Origin of the sequence: Xanthomonas sp. NCPPB 3582, from assembly GCF_041475735.2 — a bacterium.
Taxonomy (GTDB): domain Bacteria; phylum Pseudomonadota; class Gammaproteobacteria; order Xanthomonadales; family Xanthomonadaceae; genus Xanthomonas; species Xanthomonas codiaei.
The window spans coordinates 4,974,414-4,992,124 of sequence record NZ_CM192968.1 but is presented as its reverse complement, the minus strand read 5'-3'; the positions used below and the strand labels follow the sequence as shown (position 1 = coordinate 4,992,124).

14 protein-coding genes and 1 other RNA gene are annotated in these 17,711 nt (G+C 66.4%); 8 read left to right on the top strand and 7 right to left on the bottom strand.

Translation table 11 applies throughout. The features are described 5' to 3' along the window. Window positions 1–140: 140 nt before the first annotated feature. Window positions 141–1,151: a class 1 fructose-bisphosphatase gene (locus ACCQ05_RS21210; protein ID WP_372392411.1), complete on the bottom strand. Its 1,011-nt coding sequence runs from the start codon at window positions 1,149–1,151 to the stop codon at window positions 141–143. Between the two features lie 464 nt (window positions 1,152–1,615). Continuing rightward, window positions 1,616–2,818: an amino acid aminotransferase gene (locus tag ACCQ05_RS21205; protein WP_372392410.1), complete on the bottom strand. Its 1,203-nt coding sequence runs from the start codon at window positions 2,816–2,818 to the stop codon at window positions 1,616–1,618. A 156-nt stretch (window positions 2,819–2,974) separates the two neighbouring features. Between ACCQ05_RS21205 and ACCQ05_RS21200 the strand changes: the two genes are divergently transcribed. The 3 genes from ACCQ05_RS21200 to adh all read left to right on the top strand — a co-directional run bounded on the left by ACCQ05_RS21200 (window position 2,975) and on the right by adh (window position 7,901). After that, window positions 2,975–5,101: a TonB-dependent receptor family protein gene (locus ACCQ05_RS21200; protein WP_228963788.1), complete on the top strand. Its 2,127-nt coding sequence runs from the start codon at window positions 2,975–2,977 to the stop codon at window positions 5,099–5,101. Window positions 5,102–5,478: 377 nt separating this feature from the next. Further along, on the top strand, window positions 5,479–6,021 hold the full coding sequence (locus ACCQ05_RS21195; protein WP_372392409.1) for a hypothetical protein: 543 nt from the start codon (window positions 5,479–5,481) through the stop codon (window positions 6,019–6,021). A gap of 350 nt (window positions 6,022–6,371) precedes the next feature. After that, the gene (adh, locus tag ACCQ05_RS21190; RefSeq protein WP_228963792.1) at window positions 6,372–7,901 is read left to right on the top strand and encodes an aldehyde dehydrogenase; all 1,530 of its coding nucleotides are present in this window, start codon (window positions 6,372–6,374) and stop codon (window positions 7,899–7,901) included. Window positions 7,902–8,053: 152 nt separating this feature from the next. Here the strand turns inward: adh and ACCQ05_RS21185 are convergent, their stop codons facing one another. The 3 genes from ACCQ05_RS21185 to ACCQ05_RS21175 form a co-directional block, all read right to left on the bottom strand. Then, the gene (locus ACCQ05_RS21185) at window positions 8,054–9,388 is read right to left on the bottom strand and encodes a peptidoglycan-binding domain-containing protein (RefSeq protein ID WP_228963794.1); all 1,335 of its coding nucleotides are present in this window, start codon (window positions 9,386–9,388) and stop codon (window positions 8,054–8,056) included. 117 nt (window positions 9,389–9,505) lie between these two features. Continuing rightward, window positions 9,506–10,066 carry a hypothetical protein gene (locus ACCQ05_RS21180; RefSeq protein ID WP_372392408.1) on the bottom strand — a complete coding sequence of 187 codons (561 nt, stop codon included), beginning with the start codon at window positions 10,064–10,066 and terminating at the stop codon, window positions 9,506–9,508. 195 nt (window positions 10,067–10,261) lie between these two features. Then, a non-coding RNA gene (locus tag ACCQ05_RS21175) (sX9 sRNA) lies at window positions 10,262–10,337 on the bottom strand. A 116-nt stretch (window positions 10,338–10,453) separates the two neighbouring features. Here ACCQ05_RS21175 and ACCQ05_RS21170 point away from each other — a divergent pair. Continuing rightward, window positions 10,454–10,849 (top strand): DUF779 domain-containing protein, encoded by a 396-nt coding sequence (locus tag ACCQ05_RS21170; RefSeq protein ID WP_372392406.1) that lies wholly within the window; start codon window positions 10,454–10,456, stop codon window positions 10,847–10,849. 50 nt (window positions 10,850–10,899) lie between these two features. Here the strand turns inward: ACCQ05_RS21170 and ACCQ05_RS21165 are convergent, their stop codons facing one another. Beyond that, window positions 10,900–11,061, bottom strand: a complete 162-nt coding sequence (locus tag ACCQ05_RS21165) for a hypothetical protein (RefSeq protein WP_372392405.1) — start codon at window positions 11,059–11,061, stop codon at window positions 10,900–10,902. 152 nt (window positions 11,062–11,213) lie between these two features. On the opposite strand from ACCQ05_RS21165, the gene ACCQ05_RS21160 reads away from it, so the two are divergent. Genes ACCQ05_RS21160 through ligD form a run of 3 tightly spaced genes read left to right on the top strand, consistent with a single transcriptional unit; the run spans window position 11,214 to window position 14,741 of the window. Then, a complete protein-coding gene (locus ACCQ05_RS21160; RefSeq protein ID WP_372392404.1) occupies window positions 11,214–11,612 on the top strand; it encodes a hypothetical protein in 399 nt (132 codons plus the stop codon). Beyond that, a complete protein-coding gene (gene ku / locus ACCQ05_RS21155; protein ID WP_228963799.1) occupies window positions 11,612–12,562 on the top strand; it encodes a non-homologous end joining protein Ku in 951 nt (316 codons plus the stop codon). Before ACCQ05_RS21160 ends, ku begins: the two co-directional genes overlap by 1 nt. 4 nt (window positions 12,563–12,566) lie before the next feature. Further along, on the top strand, window positions 12,567–14,741 hold the full coding sequence (gene ligD, locus ACCQ05_RS21150) for a DNA ligase D (RefSeq protein ID WP_372392403.1): 2,175 nt from the start codon (window positions 12,567–12,569) through the stop codon (window positions 14,739–14,741). Window positions 14,742–14,988: 247 nt separating this feature from the next. Here ligD and lldD read toward each other — a convergent pair whose 3' ends face one another. Beyond that, window positions 14,989–16,149, bottom strand: coding sequence for an FMN-dependent L-lactate dehydrogenase LldD (lldD, locus tag ACCQ05_RS21145; protein ID WP_228963802.1), 1,161 nt, complete (start codon window positions 16,147–16,149; stop codon window positions 14,989–14,991). 263 nt (window positions 16,150–16,412) lie between these two features. On the opposite strand from lldD, the gene ACCQ05_RS21140 reads away from it, so the two are divergent. Continuing rightward, a complete protein-coding gene (locus ACCQ05_RS21140) occupies window positions 16,413–17,660 on the top strand; it encodes a serine hydrolase domain-containing protein (RefSeq protein WP_372392401.1) in 1,248 nt (415 codons plus the stop codon). The last annotated feature ends 51 nt before the right edge of the window (window positions 17,661–17,711 follow it).

Genomic DNA, 17,711 nt, shown 5'->3' with positions numbered 1-17,711 from the left:
ACCAGGCGCCTGGGATTATCGACTGCTCCAACCGGCATCTGCACCGATGCGTTGTCGGGGGGCGGGTAAAGAGACACCCGCAGGATGCGGGTGTCTTCGGATAACACACGACCGCTGGCTTCTGGGCCAGGCGTTCAGCCTTACGCCTTGTCCGCATCCAGGTGGTACCGCGTCGCCTCGGCCACTTCGTTCTTGGAGCCCAGGAACACCGGCACGCGCTGGTGCAGTTGCGTGGGCTGGATGTCGAGGATGCGTTCGCGCCCGGTGGTGGCGGCGCCGCCGGCCTGTTCCACCAGCATGCTCATCGGGTTGGCTTCGTACATCAGGCGCAGCTTGCCGGGCTTGCTCGGATCCTTCTTGTCCCAGGGGTAGATGAAGATGCCGCCGCGGGTGAGGATGCGGTGCACGTCGGCCACCATGCTGGCGATCCAGCGCATGTTGAAGTTCTTGCCGCGCGCACCTTCCGCGCCGGCCAGCAGGTCGCCCACGTAGGCCTGCATCGCCGGTTCCCAGTGGCGCTGGTTGGACATGTTGATGGCGAATTCGGCGGTGTCTTCGGGCACGCGCATGTCGCGCTGGGTCAGCAGGAAGCTGCCTTCCTCGCGCTCCAGGGTGAAGGCATGGGTGCCGTGGCCGAGCGTGAGCACCAGCATGGTGCTGGGGCCGTAGATGCAATAGCCGGCGGCCACCTGCTGGGTACCCGGTTGCAGGAAGTGCTCGTCGCCGGGCTTTTCGGTGCCCTTGGGCGCGCGCAGCACCGAGAAGATGGTGCCCACCGAGACATTGACGTCGATGTTGGAGCTGCCGTCGAGCGGGTCGAACAGCAGCAGGAAGTCGCCGCTGGGGTACTGGTCGGGCACCGGCTGGCTGTGGTCCATCTCTTCGGAGGCGCACGCGGCCAGGTGACCGCCCCAGGCGTTGGCTTCCAGCAGGATGTCGTTGCTCAGCACGTCCAGCTTCTTCTGCGCCTCGCCCTGTACGTTGCCGGTGCCGGCATCGCCCAGCACGCCGCCCAGCGCGCCCTTGCTGACGGCGATGGAGATGCGCTTGCAGGCGCGCGAGACGATGGTGATGAGCTGGCGCAATTCCGCATCGATACGGCCGGCGTGTTGTTCTTCGATCAGGAAGCGGGTCAGCGAGGGACGCGACATGGAGCGGGCAGCCTGTTGTAGGAAGTGGGCCGCCATTGTCGCCATTGCGCCGTTAGATTTCGATCACTTGCTGCGCGTTTTGTATCGTGGTTGATCGGATCTGTGCGAATGGGGGTGTGGTGTGTGCGCCTTGCATGCTGAGCGCCCCCATCCGCCCTTCGGGCACCTTCCCCCGCAGGCGGGGGAAGGGAGCGGCGGCTGCGGCACAAAAAAAGCGGGAGGCTTGCGCGCTTTCGCCCCCATCCGCCCTTCGGGCACCTTCCCCCGCAGGCGGGGGAAGGGAGCGGCGTGTGCGGTCACAAAAAACCGGGAGGCTTGCGCGCTTTCGCCCCCATCCGCCCTTCGGGCACCTTCCCCCGCAGGCGGGGGAAGGGAGCGGCGTGTGCGGGCACAAAAAAGCCGGGAGGCTTGCGCGCTCCCGGTCTGCCGTACGTCGATGCCGCCGCGCGCCGCGGCGGGGCCGCTTACATGCGGCTGACGGTGGCCACGGCCTGGGCCACGTAGTCCAGGTTGCGCTGGCTCAGGGCGGCCACGCAGATGCGGCCGGTGCCGACGGCGTAGATGGCGAACTCGTCGCGCAGGCGGTCCACCTGGGTCCGGGTCAGGCCCGAGTACGAGAACATGCCGGCCTGGCGCTGGATGAAGGCGAATTCCGGGGCGCCGAGGGTGGCCAGCTTGTCGACCAGGCCGGCGCGCAGGGCGTGGATGCGCTCGCGCATCTCGGTGAGCTCCTGCTCCCACACTTCGCGCAGTTCCGGGCTGGTCAGCACGCCGGCCACCAGCGCGGCGCCGTGCGTGGACGGGCTGGAATAGATGGTGCGGATGATGCGCTTGACCTGCGATTGCACCGCCTTGGCTTCGGCGGCGGTGGCCGAGACCACCGACAGCGCGCCCACGCGCTCGCCATACAGCGAGAACGACTTGGAATAGGAGCTGGCGACCACGTAGCTGTCGATGCCTTCGGCCGCCAGCAGGCGCACTGCATAGGCATCGGCCTCGATGCCCTGGTCGAAGCCCTGGTAGGCGATGTCGACGAACGGGAACAGGTTGCGTTCCTTCAACAGCCCGGCAACCTGCTTCCACTGGTCCTTGCTCAGGTCCGCGCCGGTGGGGTTGTGGCAGCAGGCGTGCAGCAGCACCACCGTGCCCGGCTCCAGCTTGGCCAGGTCGGCCAGCATGCCGTCGAAGTTCAGGCCGTGGCTGGCGGCGTCGAAATAGGTGTAGTCCACCACCTCGAAGCCGGCCGCACCGAACACCGCGCGGTGGTTCTCCCAGCTGGGGTTGCTGATGGCGATGGTGGCGGTGGGCAGCAGCTTCTTGAGCAGGTCTGCGCCCACGCGCAGCGCACCGCTGCCGCCGACGGTCTGCGAGGTCGCCACGCGACCGGAGGCCACCAGTGCCGACTCGGCGCCGAACAGCAACTCCTGGGTGGCCTTGTCGTAGGCAGCCAGGCCGTCGATGGGCAGGTAACCGCGCGGTTTGGCCTCCTGCGCGAGCTGCTGCTCGATCTTGTGCACGGCGCGCAACAGCGGGATGCGCCCGTTTTCGTCGTAATAGATGCCCACGCCAAGATTGACCTTGTTGGGGCGGCTATCGGCGTTGTAGGCCTCGGTCAGGCCCAGGATGGGGTCGCCTGGAACCTGTTCTACGTTTGCAAAGAAGGACACGGCATGACTCGCTGAAGGACGAAAGAGTGGGGTACTTCCGGATGGTTGGCCGCTGCAGGGCCAAACCACTTCATCGTAGCAGCCCATGGCGGGCGTAGCATGCTTCGTTCCGTACGCAACGATGCGGCCGCAGTACGGATGAGGGACACTACGCCCATGCCCAGACTCACCCTGTTGGCCGCTGCCTGCGGCCTGTTCGCCGCGAGCGCCGCGGTGCCCGCCCTGGCCGCCGAGCCGGCACCCGCGCCCCAGACACTGCCGGCCGTGCAGGTGGATGCCGCCCGGGTGCACGGGGTGGACGACTTCGACCTGCCGGCCTCGTTCACCGTGGTGGCGGCCGATGACGACAACCGCCGCGGCGCGCAGGTGTCCGAGTTGCTGGACGGCATCCCCGGGCTGGTGGCGCGCGACCGCCAGAACTACGCGCAGGACACCCAGCTGTCGATCCGCGGCTTCGGCGCGCGCTCCACCTTCGGTGTGCGCGGCGTGCGGCTGCTGGTGGACGGCATTCCGGCCAGCATGCCCGATGGCCAGGGCCAGCTGTCGCACTTCAACGTGCTGGGCGCGGCGCGGGTGGAAGTGTTGCGCGGGCCGTTTTCTGCGTTGTACGGCAATTCCTCCGGCGGCGTGCTGCAGCTGTGGAGCGCCGACGGCGCCCCAGACGACCCCTGGCGGCTGCGCGCCACCTACGGCAGCAACGCCACCGTCAACGTCGGTGCGCAATTGCTCGGCCAGCAGGGCGCGGTGCACTACAACCTGGCCGCCAACCATTTCGAGACCGACGGCTTCCGCGACCATAGCCGCGCCAGGCGCGATTCGGTCAACGCCAAGCTGGGTGTCGACCTGGCGCCCGGCAGCCGGCTGGATCTGGTGCTCAACCATCTCGATGCGCCCGATGCGCAGGACCCGCTGGGCCTGAGCCGGGCCCAGTTCAACGCCGATCCGCGCCAGGCCACGGCGGTGGCCACCCAGTTCAACACCCGCAAGTCGGTACGCCAGAGTCAGGCCGGGGCCATCTTCACCCAGCAGTTCGACAGCCAGACGCTGCGGCTGATGGCCTATGGCGGCACGCGCAGCGTGGAGCAGTTCCTGTCGGTGCCGGTGGCAGTGCAGCGCAACCCGCTGCATGCCGGCGGGGTGATCGATCTGGACAGCAATTACGAAGGCGCCGACGCGCGCTGGGCCTGGCAGGGGCAGGCGCTGGGCCGGCCCCTCCAGCTCACCGTCGGCGCCAATGTCGACCGCCAGCGCCAGCATCGCACCGGCTACGAGAACTTCGTCGGCGATACCTTGGGCGTGCGGGGAGCGCTACGCCGCAACCAGCGCGACCGGGTGGAAAACGTGGACCAGTTCGCGCAGGCCTGGTGGCAGTGGAGCGCGCGCTGGTCGGCATTGCTGGGCGTGCGCCATAGCCAGGTGCGCTTCGTCTCGAACGACCATTACATCGTGGGCCGCAATCCCGACGACAGCGGCCGGCGCGAGTATTCGGCCACCACGCCGGTGGCCGGGATCGTGTTCCGCGCCACCGACGATCTGCGTTTCTACGCCTCGGCCGGACGCGGCTTCGAAACGCCCACCTTCAACGAGCTGGGCTACCGCAACGATGGCGCGGCCGGTCTGGCGCTGGACCTGGGCGCGGCCACCAGCCGCAATTATGAAATCGGCAGCAAGTGGCGCGCGCAAAGCGGCGCGGCGCTGCAGGTGGCGCTGTTCCGTGCCGACACCGACAACGAACTGGCGGTGGCCAGCAACACCAACGGCCGCAGCACCTTCCGCAACATCGGCGCCACCCGCCGCCAGGGCGCGGAGCTGAGCTGGCAGCAGCCGCTGGGCGCCACCCAGCAGCTGCAGCTGGCCTACACCTTTGTCGATGCCAGCGTGCGCGATGGCTATCTCACCTGCGCCAGCAGCGGCTGCGCGGTGCCTACCGCGCCGGTGGCCAGCGGGTCGCGCCTGCCCGGCGTGCCGCGGCAGCAGCTGTTCGCACGCTGGCAGTGGCAACCGATGCAGTGGCAGTTCGCCGCCGAGACGGTGGCCTCCGATGCCACCGTGGTCAACGACCTGGCCACCGAGCGTGCGCCCGGCTATGCAGTGGTCAACCTGGAAGCCTCGCGCCGCTGGACCACCGCGCACGGGGCGCTACGCACGTTTGCGCGCATCGATAACGCGCTGGACCGCCAGTACGGGGGCTCGGTGATCGTCAACGACGGCAACGGACGCTATTACGAACCCGGCCCGGACCGCATCTATACGATGGGGCTGCAGTGGGATTTTGGTGGGTGAGCAGAGAGCGACCGTGCGCGTCCTTCGACGCGCATGCCGCTGCACTGCGCTTATCTGAAAAGCGCGTTTGGTGGGCCAACCGGCTATCCGGCTCGTGTCCACCGCAGACGCGCGTGCGGGCGCGCAGAAGCGCCGTCGATCACGCACCAGCAGACCGGTGTCTCTTGCGCGATGAAGGCCATTACTGGCGGGATACCAACTGCTCGATCTCAGCTTGTTGGCCGCTCTAAGCCACACGCGAGGGCAGCGCGGCAGACGGCACGCGTGTGCGTGCGGCAGTGCAGGCATGGCGGCCAGCAGATGCCTGGTACGACGGTGCAGGCACCTCGACCTTGCGTGCTAGCCTTGGCCCCTCACTCAGGGCATGGAGCGCGACGATGATGAAATGGAAGCAGAACCTCGGTGCGTCAGCGATCGTGGTCGGTCTGCTGGCTTGCGGCGCGGTATGGGCAGATCACGTGGACCTGCGCATCGTGCGCGACTACCCCGCTGGTTCGCCGGCCATCGCGCAGATCCACGGTTGGTTGCTGCAGCAGTCCCGGTCCAGTGACCAACCCAGGCAGATGCCGCCGCCGGCCACCGTGACCGGCCTGGGGGATGTCCGTGTCAGTGCGGCGTCCTTCGATAATCCCTTGGGGACGCGTACCGATGCGGCCCCAGACGCAGCGCCGTTGCCAGTGAGCGGCCGGCCGCGCGATGAGATCACCATCGATGCCTGCAATGCCGGCCAGCGCTACCGCTGGGTCTACGCGTGGCAGCAGGTCAATGGCGCTGCTGCATGGCAGCTGCGTTCCTATCGGCAGACAACCGTCGCCGACTGCAAGACATCTGCGGACGAGCCGGTGCCGGCCGAGGCAGGCGCCAAGGCACGGGGATCGCAGGGCCACGTAAAACGCCGCGGCAGATTCGTGTCCGTGTGAGCGAGTCCGGCGGATAGTCGTTCGGCGCGGTGGTCATGCTGATGGCGGGCGCCAGCGGCGCATGCCTGCTGATGGTCGCGCTAGTGTCTGGGGCGCCGCCGTTGAGGCCTCGCCGCCGCCTTCGGGTACGGGCGCATCGTCATCTCCTGGATTGACCGGGACTACGCGTCCTCGCGGTCTTGCAGCACGATCCTGGCACTGCCGGCGATGATGCAATGCAACCGAATGTGAGCTCGGATGCAGTGCTCATTGCGCTTGGATGATGACGCAGCGCAACAGCATTGTTGCCGACATTGCGCTCGCCCCGCGGCGGGTATACACGTGGGCCGTCATTTCAGCCGGAGCCCACGATGAACGCGCAACCTTCCACCAAGCCGCTCAACACCGATCCGCAATCGATCTTCAAGCCGCGTTACGACAACTTCATCGGTGGCAAGTGGGTGGCGCCGACCAGTGGCCAGTACTTCGACAACACCACACCGATCAGCGGCAAGGTGTTCACTTCGATCGCCCGCTCCAACGCACAGGACATCGAAGCGGCACTGGATGCCGCGCATGCGGCCAAGGATGCCTGGGGCAAGACCTCTACGACCGAGCGCTCCAACGTGCTGCTCAGGATCGCCGACCGCATCGAACAGAACCTTGAACTGCTCGCCTACGCCGAGACCTGGGACAACGGCAAGCCGGTGCGCGAAACGCTCAACGCCGACGTGCCGCTGTGCGTGGACCACTTCCGCTATTTCGCCGGTGCGATCCGCGCGCAGGAAGGCGGCATTTCCGAGATCGACAGCGACACCATTGCCTATCACTTCCACGAGCCGCTGGGCGTGGTGGGCCAGATCATTCCGTGGAATTTCCCGCTGTTGATGGCGTGCTGGAAACTGGCACCGGCGCTGGCGGCCGGCAACTGCGTGGTGATGAAGCCGGCCGAGCAGACGCCGGCCTCGATTCTGGTCTTGATGGAGCTGATCGGCGACCTGCTGCCACCCGGCGCGCTCAACGTGGTCAACGGCTTTGGCCTGGAAGCAGGCAAGCCGCTGGCCAGCAATCCGCGCATCGCCAAGATCGCCTTCACCGGCGAAACCACCACCGGCCGGCTGATCATGCAGTACGCCAGCCAGAACCTGATTCCGGTCACGCTGGAGCTGGGCGGCAAGTCGCCGAACATCTTCTTTGCCGATGTCATGGCCGAAGACGACGATTTTCTCGACAAGGCGGTGGAAGGCTTCGTGCTGTTCGCCTTCAATCAGGGCGAGGTGTGCACCTGCCCGTCGCGTGCGCTGATCCAGGAATCGATCTACGACAGGTTCATGGAAAAGGCGCTCAAGCGTGTGGCGGCGATCAAGCAGGGTAACCCGCTGGACCCCAACACCATGGTCGGCGCGCAGGCATCGAGCGAGCAGCTGGAAAAGATCCTGTCCTATATCGACATCGGCAAGCAGGAAGGTGCGCAGGTCTTGATCGGTGGCGAGCGCAACACGCTCGATGGCGATCTGGCCGAGGGCTTCTACGTCAAGCCCACGGTGTTCAAGGGCCACAACAAGATGCGCGTATTCCAGGAAGAGATCTTTGGCCCTGTGGTATCGGTGACCACGTTCAAGGACGAGGCCGATGCGCTGGCGATCGCCAACGACACCTTGTACGGCCTGGGCGCAGGCGTCTGGAGCCGCGATGCGGCGCGGTTGTACCGCATGGGCCGCGCGATCCAGGCCGGGCGCGTGTGGACCAACTGCTATCACGCCTATCCGGCGCATGCCGCATTCGGGGGCTACAAGCAGTCGGGCATCGGGCGCGAAAACCACAAGATGATGCTCGATCACTACCAGCAGACCAAGAACCTGCTGGTGAGCTATTCGCCCAAGGCGCTGGGGTTCTTCTGAGGGACGAGGTGTGCAGCCCGCCCGGAGGACGAGGCTGCACACCCTTGCCGATCGCCTGCGGATGAGCGTGCCGGCATCGACGTCTGCAAGGCCACGCTCCGGTGCAGTGCCAATGGCCGCATTGGAGCGTGCGTAACGTCGGGACTGGACGCCTACATCGCCATGGCGCGGTTGGTGTCGCGTGCGGGCGCCTGGTCGACACTACCGGCCAGGTCCTGTTGCAGTCTCTGCGTGGACTGTTCCAGGGTCTGCTGCGCTGCCTGACCGCGATCGACATAGGCGCGGCGGTGTGCCGGGTCGTCCAGCCGACCTTCCACCACGAACAACCCATCGCCGGCCTTGTTGGGGGTAACATGGTCGATGCGGCTCAGCCCGCTGAGGCTGGCGTCCTGCACCAGCGTGCCGGCGGTCTGCTCCAGCTCCTTGCGGTCCTTGAAGCCTCCCGAGGGACCGAGCTTTTCCAGCGCACCTAGCGCTTGCTGATACATCGGGTACTGCGGGTGCCCCTGGTCCGACAGCAGCAGTGGGCGCGATGCCTCGCTGCGCTGGCCCGGCACGGTGGTGGCCGCCTGGTCAGGCTGCCGAGGGTGTGCCGCGGCCAGCGCCTTGAAAGTGTCGCGGCCGACGATGCCATCGTCGCTCAGCTGGTGATCGCGCTGGAATGCCTGCACGGCCTGGCGGGTGCGGTCGCCGAACTTGCCATCGGTACCCAATGCCTGGCCACGGGCATCGGTGTAGCCCAGCGCATTGAGGCGCTCCTGCAGCGCTTTCACTTCCGCGCCATGTTCGTCCTTGCGCAGAACGCCATCGGCCATGGGTGTGGCGCTCACGGCCGTGGCGCCTCCCGGGGCGGCAACCGTCCGACCGTTCCCGGAAATGTCCGATACCTGCGCCGGGCCGGTGAGATTGGGCTGTGCGTGCTGGGGGCGCTGATCGGTCGTGATCGCGCCGCTATCCATGTCGCGGATATAGCGGTCGGCCTGCGGCAGATAGCTGGTGTTGATGTCCACATGCACGTGCTTGCCAAAGGCTCTGGGATCCCCTTTGTTGAAGCCGCCCTGGATGCCGACCGACTGCCCGTATTCGATCCGGTCACCTGTCTCCAGCTGCGTATTGCGCAGGTCCAGATGCCGGTACTGGGCAATCATCTCGCGGCGAGGGTCGGAGGCTGGCTTGTCATAGATCTGCACGATGCCATCGCGTGGATCGACTTTGCCGATGTAACCGCTGGCAATGGCCGGCACTGGTACCTCGTCCAGATTGCCGGCTTTCAGCACGAAATCCTTGGAGACATAATGGTCGCCGTCATGCGAGACGGTTGCCGAGCCGCGGTAGTTGCCGAGTAGTTCTTCGCGTTCACCGTTGACTGTGGCATAGACGCGGCCACGCTCATTGCCGCGGGTAGGATGGTGGCGCTCAAGATCCGCATAGTCGTGAGCCGTTTGAACGCCGTGTCCTACCGACTCCACGATTCTATACCTGGGCATCGTACTTCTCCTTTGTCGATGGGCTTGACTCATTGCAGCCCCCGCAGCGCGGCGGGGACTGCAGCATTTGGAGCGGCCAACAAAACGTAGCGAGCGGTCGCCTGGCGGCCGCTGCTCTTAGCGCAGATGCTGTGCCAACTGCCAGCAGTCCTGGGTATATTCGAATATATATGCTTCAGGCGCACCGAACGTCTTGAGGACTTCATCATCCGCGGAAAACTCCGCTCTGACAAAGTCCACGCGCATCCGGTCGCCCTCCAGCTTAAAGTCCAGCTTGACCCGGTCGAGTTCGCTCGGGTCCTTGTCCGGCTCGTTGTAGGACCAGCTGTAATCGATCAAGGTCAATCGAAACGGCTCGCTCTGGCGATTTACCAGCTTGGAGGGGTCACGCAGGTCTCGTTCTTCCACCACGGGGACACTGTAGGCAGCACGCACCGCTGGATCGGCAACGATTGCCTCTAGAAACGCGGTGAATCCATCGTCGGTTTTCTTGCAGGCTCCCGGTGATAATTCGGGACGATTGGCGGCCGTGGCGGGGCGTGCTGCCGGTTCTGGCACGTCTGCAGCAGGCGTGGCCGCCGGGCCAGCCGTGTTGGTCGCCGTGGGAGTGGATTCCGGTGCCTGGCAACCCTGCAGAAGCAAGGCCAGCAGGGCGGCAGTAAGCAAACGTTGGGTCATGGTGGTGTTCCTTCCCTAGGACATTCAGGTTCATGGTGAACCGGCAGCGGGGCAGGGGCCGTGCGCCAGCTGCAGGCACGTCCGTCCCGCGCACGTTGGCAGGCAGTATAAAAATGGGATGTGAGGGAGGCTTTTACGGGGGTTGCCCGGTTCGCTCGCCACCATCGCACCGGCATCAGCGTTTGGATCTGGAGCGGCCAACAAAACATAGCGAGCGGTCGTGCGATGGGTGCGGACAGCGCGGAGGAGCCGCCGTGTACGCGTGGTACATGCTGCACCGAGCACCTACTGCGCGCCTGGCGGCCGTGCTCTTATATGCATGCCAGTACGCGTGCCTGGCGTATCGTGCTCGGCATGGTGGCCGGAGATGGCTGCGGGAGTGGGCCGATGCAAGACAGCAACACGCGAACTGAGTTACCGGCGCAGGTGATGGCAACGCTTGCCGCGCAGCAGTTGATCGACACGCTGCGTGCGCGGCATGGCGACCTGCTGTTCCATCAATCTGGCGGTTGTTGCGATGGCTCTTCGCCGATGTGCTTTGCTGTGGGCGATTTCATCGTGGGCGACCGCGATGTGCTGCTGGGCGAGATCGCCGGTGCGCCGTTCTATATCAGCCCATCGCAGTTCGCCTATTGGAAGCACACCCAGCTGATCATCGACGTGGTGCCCGGGCGCGGCGGGATGTTTTCGCTGGAGAACGGCGAGGGCGTGCGATTCCTGGTGCGCTCGCGCCTGTTCAGCGACGAGGAGATGGCGCAGCTCTCGGCGGCCGGGCGGGTGTGATGCGCTGAGCCAGCATGCGCGGCTCGGCGATCAAACGAACGCGACAGGTGTCACGGTGTGCTGCCTGGCGTCTTGGCTGGGGTGTCGTCATCGGCGGGAATCAGGGTGTCTGGCGAGTCGCCGGCGCCCCGGTCCTCGTACTGTTCGGCATCGCGTTTGCCGCGCTGCTCGCCCGGTTGGGCGGGTTGCTCGCGTAGGGGATCGCGGGTCATGGCTAGTCTCCTGCAGTCCATCGGAAAGCCCGAGTTCACCGCGCGCGCGGTGAAGGCCGCGCAAATCGCAAAATCCATGCATATTTCTCACGTATGGATCACGGCAGCGGCGGTACTGATGGCAGCCCCCTGCCGCACCGTGGAGCGGACCCATGCGCACCCTGGACCGCCGTCCCGATCGTCGCCTGTTCAGCGCCCACCTCGACCCCGCATCGTCCAAGCGCGCACAGCAAAACGTGCTTGTTGCCGATCCGGTGGGTGTGGCCCAGGACTTCCACTATTACAGCCTGGCCGATTACCAGCGCCGCCGTCGCCGTGGCGGTCCGACCTGGCGCGATCTGTCGCCGGTCTATGCGTTTGCGCGCGTCACCCACGCAGCCGACTGGCCGCGTGGCGCCGATGCACAGTGCGAGCAGGCGCTGGCGGCGCAATGGGAAAGCATGCGCGGCAGCTCGCGTCTGGATTGGCCGCATGCACGCGATATCGTCGAGGATGCCTGGCTGGCGCTAGACCATATTCCCGACGCTGCCGTCCACGGAGCAGCGCACTGATGGCACGACCGATCTGGACCGGCACGCTGTCCTTTGGCCTGCTCAATGTGCCGGTGTCGTTGATGTCCGGCGAACGCAAGGTGGATCTGCACTTTCGCATGCTGGATTCGCGCGACAAGAAGCCGATCCGGTTCGAGCGCGTCAACGCCGATACCGGCGACGAGGTGCCATGGAAGGAGATCGTCAAGGCGTTCGAGTACGACAAGGGCAGTTATGTCATCGTCGAGGAACAGGACATCCGTTCGGCCGCACCGGAAAGCCACGAGACCGTGGAAGTGGAAACCTTCGTCGACGCGGCCGACATCGACCCGCGCTATTTCGAGAAGCCCTACATCCTGGTTCCCGGCAAGAAAGCCGAGAAAGGCTATGTGCTGCTGCGCGAAACCCTGCGCGATACCGGCAAGGTCGGCATCGCCAAGGTGGTGATACGCACCCGTGAATACCTGGCCGCCGTGATGCCGCAAGGCGATGCGTTGATCCTGCTGCTGCTGCGCTACCAGCAGGAACTGGTGGACCCGCAGGACTACAAGCTGCCGGCTGGCGCAGTGGGCGACTACCGCATCACCGCCAAGGAGCAGCAGATGGCCAGGCAGCTGATCGAGTCGATGTCCGGCGCCTGGCAGCCGGAGGATTACCACGACGAGTTCCGCGGCAAGCTGGAAAAGATCCTGCGCAAACGCATCCAGGCCAAGGGCGGCACCACCAAGGTGGAGGCCGAGCCGCCGCAGCACGAAGACGCCACCACCAACGTGGTGGATTTCATGTCGCTGCTGCAGAAGAGCCTGCAGGCCAATACGCGTACGCCGGCCAAGAAGACCAGCACTGCCGCCGCCTCGGCGCCCGCAAGGAAGACAGCGGCCAAGAAAGCCGCGAAGAAGGCGACCAAGAAGACCGCCAGCAAGGCGACCAAGAAGATGGCAAAGGCCGCGCCGCGCCGCAAGGCCGGCTAGGCCGATGGCCGCGCGCAACCGCAGGGCCAAGGTTCGCATCGACCCGCGTGGCTCCGGCAGTCCGGACAGACGCGCTACAACTACCCCGCAGACCAGCAAGGTACCGAGCACCCGACGCAAGCCGAACGACAGCCAGTGGCGCACCCGCGCACTCGCACTGGACGGCGCGCGTGACGCTCGCTGCCCCACCGGCCTGCGCGCGCAGCTGACCTTGCTGCGCGAACAGGCACCGGACGGCGATGCCTGGCTGCACGAAATCAAATGGGACGGCTATCGTCTGCTGGCCGATCTGGTCGACGGTAACGCGCAACTGCGCTCGCGCAACGACCAGGCATGGACAGCCACCTTTCCGCAGGTTGCCCGCGCCATCCAGGCGCTGCCGATACGCGATGCGCGGCTGGATGGCGAGCTGGTGGTGCTGGATGCGCAGGGACGCAGCGATTTTTCGGCCTTGCAGCAGGCGCTCGACGGCACAGCGCCGCAACCCTTGCGCTACCTGGTATTCGACCTGCTTGGCGTGGCCGGAGTGGACCTGCGCAACACGCCGCTGGTGCAGCGTAAAGAGCTGTTGCGCGCGTTGCTTGGCCAGACGCCAGGCACGCTGGCCTATAGCGACCACGTGATCGGGCGTGGCCCCGACGTCTTCGCCGCCAGTGCCGACAAGGGCTGGGAAGGCATTGTCAGCAAGCGTGCGGAGGCGGTCCATCACGGTGGTCGCAGTGCCGACTGGGTCAAGACCAAGCACGCAGACAGCGACGAGTTCGTGGTGGTGGGATATACCGACCCCAAGGGCGCGCGCAACGGGTTCGGTGCGCTGCTGCTGGCGCAACCGGAAGGTAAAGCGCTGCGTTACGTGGGTCGCGTGGGCACCGGCTTCGATGTCGCGTTGCTTGGCGAGATCATCGCCCAGCTACGCGCGCTGCGCAGCGACACCGCCCCGCTGACATTGCCCGCGCATCTGCCTGGTCGCCCACGCGATGTGCATTGGGTACGGCCGGAGTTGATCGCCGAGATCGCCTTCCGCGGCTGGGCGCGGCAGGGCCTGCTGCGGCAGGCCGCATTCAAGCGTCTACGACCGGACAAGCCGGTGAGGGACCTGGGTGGCGACCGCGGCAGCCCCGGCACTGCAGCGCGCACCACCACACGCAAGCAGCGCGTCGCGCGCCAGGCCACGAGCAGCCAAGTGACCACGTCCAGTGCAGCCGACGGGCCTGCGCAGGAACGCGTGACTCATCTGCGCTCCAGGCGCAGTAGCACCTCAGCGACAGTCGCCACGTCCGCTGCACGATCAGTCACGTCCCGTGCGGCGACCGGTGTATCCGCAGACGGCGTGACAGTGACCCATCCCGAGCGTGTGGTGTTTCCTGCGCAGGGCATCAGCAAGGGCGAGGTGGCCGCCTACTACCGTGCAGTGGCGCCGCTGGTGCTGGCCGAAGTGGCACGCAGGCCGCTGTCGTTGCTGCGCTGCCCCGATGGCGTGGGCGGCGATTGCTTCTTCCAGAAGCACCAGGCCCGTCAGCTGGGTGCGCATATCAAGACGGTCGCGCTCCAGCAGAAGAGCGGCACCGAGGACTATCTGTACATCGACGATGCGGCGGGCTTGCTCGAACTGGTGCAGATGAACACCCTGGAGCTGCATCCCTGGGGCGCAGGCATCGACGATCCGGAACACCCGGACCGCCTGGTCTTCGATCTGGACCCGGGCGAAGGTGTCGCCTGGAGCGAGGTGGTGGCGGCAGCGCGCGACATCCGCACCAAGCTGCGGGCAGCGGGCTTGGAAAGCGCGGTGCGCTTGTCCGGAGGCAAGGGCCTGCACGTCGTGGTGCCGATCGTGCCGGAGGCGAGCTGGGAGCAGGCGCGCGACTTCTGCGAGGCGTTTGCGCAGGCGCTGGCCACCCAGGCGCCGGAGCGCTACGTGGCGACCATGAGCAAGGCCAAGCGCGAAGGCGTGATTTTTATCGACTGGCTGCGCAACGGGCGCGGCAATACCAGCGTGTGCTCGTGGTCGCTGCGCGCACGCGCCGCTGCCACCGTGGCAGTGCCGCTGCGCTGGGAGGAGCTGGGCAAGCTCAGCGGCCCGGATGCGTTTGCGCTGGACAAGGCCGTGCAGCGTGCCAGGCGCCAACGCCGCGACCCCTGGGCCAGCGTGCTGGCGCTCAAGCAATCACTGCCCAGCTAGCTGCTGCTCACGGCAGCGCACGTCCCGTAGGAGCGTGCCTGCGCGCGACAGCTGTCCCGGTAAAGCCCGGTCGCGCCCGGGCGCGCTCCTACGCAGAAAGCGGCACACGTCAGTGCGACGTGATTGCGTGTATCGATAAATCTGACGCGTCAGCAACCGCAAGAATCGAAATAGTAAACGCGCGACGCTTTGACGAATCCCGAATCCCGAATCCCAAATCCCAAATCCCAAATCCCAAATCCCGGCATCAAGGCGACACCACCCCCTCGCGCGTCACCCGGCTCAGGGCATCTGCGCTGATCTCGGCGATGGAATGCGTGCCGGTCAGCGTCATCGCCACGCGCATTTCCTTTTCGATCAGCGTCAGCAGGTTTTCCACCCCGGCCTGTCCGCCTGCGGCTAGCGCATAGACGAAGGCGCGGCCCAGCAAGACCGCATCGGCACCGAGCGCGAGCATGCGCACCACGTCCAGCCCGCTGCGGATGCCCGAGTCGGCCAGGATCTTCAGCTCGCCCTTCACCGCATCGGCAATGGCCGGCAATGCACGCGCACTGGACAGCACGCCATCGAGCTGGCGCCCGCCGTGGTTGGAGACCACGATCCCGTCGGCGCCGAAGCGCACCGCATCGCGCGCATCGTCCGGGTCCAGGATGCCCTTGATCACCATTGGCCCGGTCCAGAAGTCGCGGATCCATTCCAGGTCCTTCCACGAGATGGACGGATCGAAATTGGCCGCCAGCCAGCCGATATAGTCCTGCAGGCCGGTGGGGCTGCCGCGGTAGGCGGAGATATTGCCCAGGTCGTGCGGCTTGCCGAGCAGGCCCACGTCCCAGGCCCAGCGCGGATGCGTCACCGCCTGCAGCATGCGCCGCAGCGCTGCATTGGGCCCGCTCATGCCCGAATGCGCATCGCGATAGCGCGCGCCCGGCGTGGGCATGTCCACGGTGAACACCAGCGTGGTGACGCCGGCGGCCTTGGCACGCTCCAGCGCGTTGCGCATGAAGCCACGGTCCTTGAGCACATAGAGCTGGAACCACATCGGCCGTTCGATCGCCGGCGCCACTTCCTCGATCGGGCAGACCGACACCGTGGACAAGGTAAACGCAATACCGCGCGCCGCCGCCGCACGGGCGGCCTGCACTTCGCCGCGCCGCGCGTACATGCCGGTCAGCCCCACCGGTGCCAGGGCCACCGGCATCGCCAGCGTCTCGCCGAACAGCTCGGTGCTCAGGCTCAGGTCGGACATGTTGCGCAGCACCCGCTGGCGCAGCGCGATATCGGCCAGGTCCGCCACATTGCGCCGCAAGGTGTGCTCGGCATACGCACCGCCATCGATGTAGTGGAACAGGAACGGCGGCAAGCGCGCCTGGGCAGCGGCACGGTAGTCGGAAGCGGCGGAAATGATCATCGAAGACCAGGCGAGGCAGGGGAGCGGCCGAGTGTAAGGCGATCGGCATGCGAGGGCATCGCGCGCCCGGCCGGTCATCCGCTCCATGCCGGGGTTTTGCTCCGTGCATCGCCGGTTTCGTCGCCATTGGCAGGGCTTGGTCGCATGGCGCTGGTCTCCGGTGCCTGCGGGCAGCAGGATGCAGTCGTGGCCCGCACGCCAATGCGGTCCTGTCCGCATCGGACATCGCAGGCTGCAGGGCGGCCATCCGGGAGACAGTGGCAATGCGCGCAGCGGAAACGATCGGACCGTCTGCATGGCTGGCAGCCAGCCTGGCCCTGGCCTGGATCGCAGACGCGCTGGCAGCCGAAACACCGATGGCGGCCAGCGTGCCATCCAGCTTCGAGCGGCGCATCGAGCAGCGCATGCAGGAGGCCGGCGTGGTCGGCATGGGCGCGGCCATCATCCGCGACCATCGCGTGGTGTGGAGCGCTGGCTTCGGTTTCGCCGATCGCGCACGCAACCTTGCCTTCACGCCGGACACGGTGATGAACATCGGCTCGGTCAGCAAGACCGTCACCGGCGTGGCGCTGATGCAGGCGGTGCAGGACGGCAGGCTGCAGCTGGATGCGGACATCAATTCCTACCTGCCGTTCGCCGTGCGCAACCCGCAGTTCCCGCAGGTGCCGATCACGCTGCGGCAGCTGGCCACGCATACCTCCAGCCTGACCGACCGCTGGGAGGTCTACCGCGACACCTACCGCTGGGAAGGGGCCACGGCCGAACCGCTTTCGGACTTCCTGCGCGGCTATCTGGCACCGGGCGGGCGCGACGATCTGCCGCAGAACTATCTGCCCAACCGGCCCAGTACGCATCGCGCGTATTCCAACATCGGCGCGGGCCTGGCGGGCTATATCGTCGAGCGGGCGGTGGGCCAGCCGTTCGAAGCCTACACGCGCGAACGCATCTTCGCGCCGCTGGGCATGCAGCGCACCGCCTGGCATGTGGCCGAACTGCCGGCCGGCACGCACGCCATGCTGTATGTCGGCCACATGGGCCTGAGTGTGCCGGTGCGACCGTACGAACTGGTGACCTATCCGGACGGTGGCTTGCGCAGTTGCGTCAACGACCTGTCCCGGCTGTTCATCGCGCTGCTCGATGGTGGGCGCTATCAGGGCACCCGCATTCTCGATGCGGCCACCACCGCGGAGATGCTGCGTTTTCAGTGCGCCGGTAGCAACGTGCCCGACAACGTCGTCGTCAGCGAAAAGAATGCCGGCATCGTCGTCGTCAGCGAAAAGAATGCCGGCATCTTCTGGTCCACCAAGTTCAACGTCACCCGCATCGGGCATGGCGGCTCTGATCCGGGCGTGCGCGCAGAGATGCTCTCGGATCTGGACCACGCAAACGCCTTGGTGATGCTCAGCAATACCTCGCTGGACGGCAGCGACGCCAAGGCGCAGGTGAAGCTGTACGACATGCTGTGGGCGCACGCGCTGAAGCTGCGCGCACAGGCCGCGGCGGCGCGCTGACTGACAGGGCATCGGCCGACGCGGCGCGCCGCGCTAGGTGTGATCTCTCAG

Excerpts from the sequence above, each read along its gene's own strand:
- ACCQ05_RS21210 (WP_372392411.1), bottom strand. The coding sequence starts at position 1,151 with ATGTCGCGTCCCTCGCTGACCCGCTTCCTGATCGAAGAACAACACGCC.
- ACCQ05_RS21200 (WP_228963788.1), top strand. The coding sequence starts at position 2,975 with ATGCCCAGACTCACCCTGTTGGCCGCTGCCTGCGGCCTGTTCGCCGCG.
- ACCQ05_RS21195 (WP_372392409.1), top strand. The coding sequence starts at position 5,479 with ATGATGAAATGGAAGCAGAACCTCGGTGCGTCAGCGATCGTGGTCGGT.
- adh (WP_228963792.1), top strand. The coding sequence starts at position 6,372 with ATGAACGCGCAACCTTCCACCAAGCCGCTCAACACCGATCCGCAATCG.
- ACCQ05_RS21185 (WP_228963794.1), bottom strand. The coding sequence starts at position 9,388 with ATGCCCAGGTATAGAATCGTGGAGTCGGTAGGACACGGCGTTCAAACG.
- ACCQ05_RS21180 (WP_372392408.1), bottom strand. The coding sequence starts at position 10,066 with ATGACCCAACGTTTGCTTACTGCCGCCCTGCTGGCCTTGCTTCTGCAG.
- ACCQ05_RS21170 (WP_372392406.1), top strand. The coding sequence starts at position 10,454 with ATGCAAGACAGCAACACGCGAACTGAGTTACCGGCGCAGGTGATGGCA.
- ACCQ05_RS21165 (WP_372392405.1), bottom strand. The coding sequence starts at position 11,061 with ATGACCCGCGATCCCCTACGCGAGCAACCCGCCCAACCGGGCGAGCAG.
- ACCQ05_RS21160 (WP_372392404.1), top strand. The coding sequence starts at position 11,214 with ATGCGCACCCTGGACCGCCGTCCCGATCGTCGCCTGTTCAGCGCCCAC.
- ku (WP_228963799.1), top strand. The coding sequence starts at position 11,612 with ATGGCACGACCGATCTGGACCGGCACGCTGTCCTTTGGCCTGCTCAAT.
- ligD (WP_372392403.1), top strand. The coding sequence starts at position 12,567 with ATGGCCGCGCGCAACCGCAGGGCCAAGGTTCGCATCGACCCGCGTGGC.
- lldD (WP_228963802.1), bottom strand. The coding sequence starts at position 16,149 with ATGATCATTTCCGCCGCTTCCGACTACCGTGCCGCTGCCCAGGCGCGC.
- ACCQ05_RS21140 (WP_372392401.1), top strand. The coding sequence starts at position 16,413 with ATGCGCGCAGCGGAAACGATCGGACCGTCTGCATGGCTGGCAGCCAGC.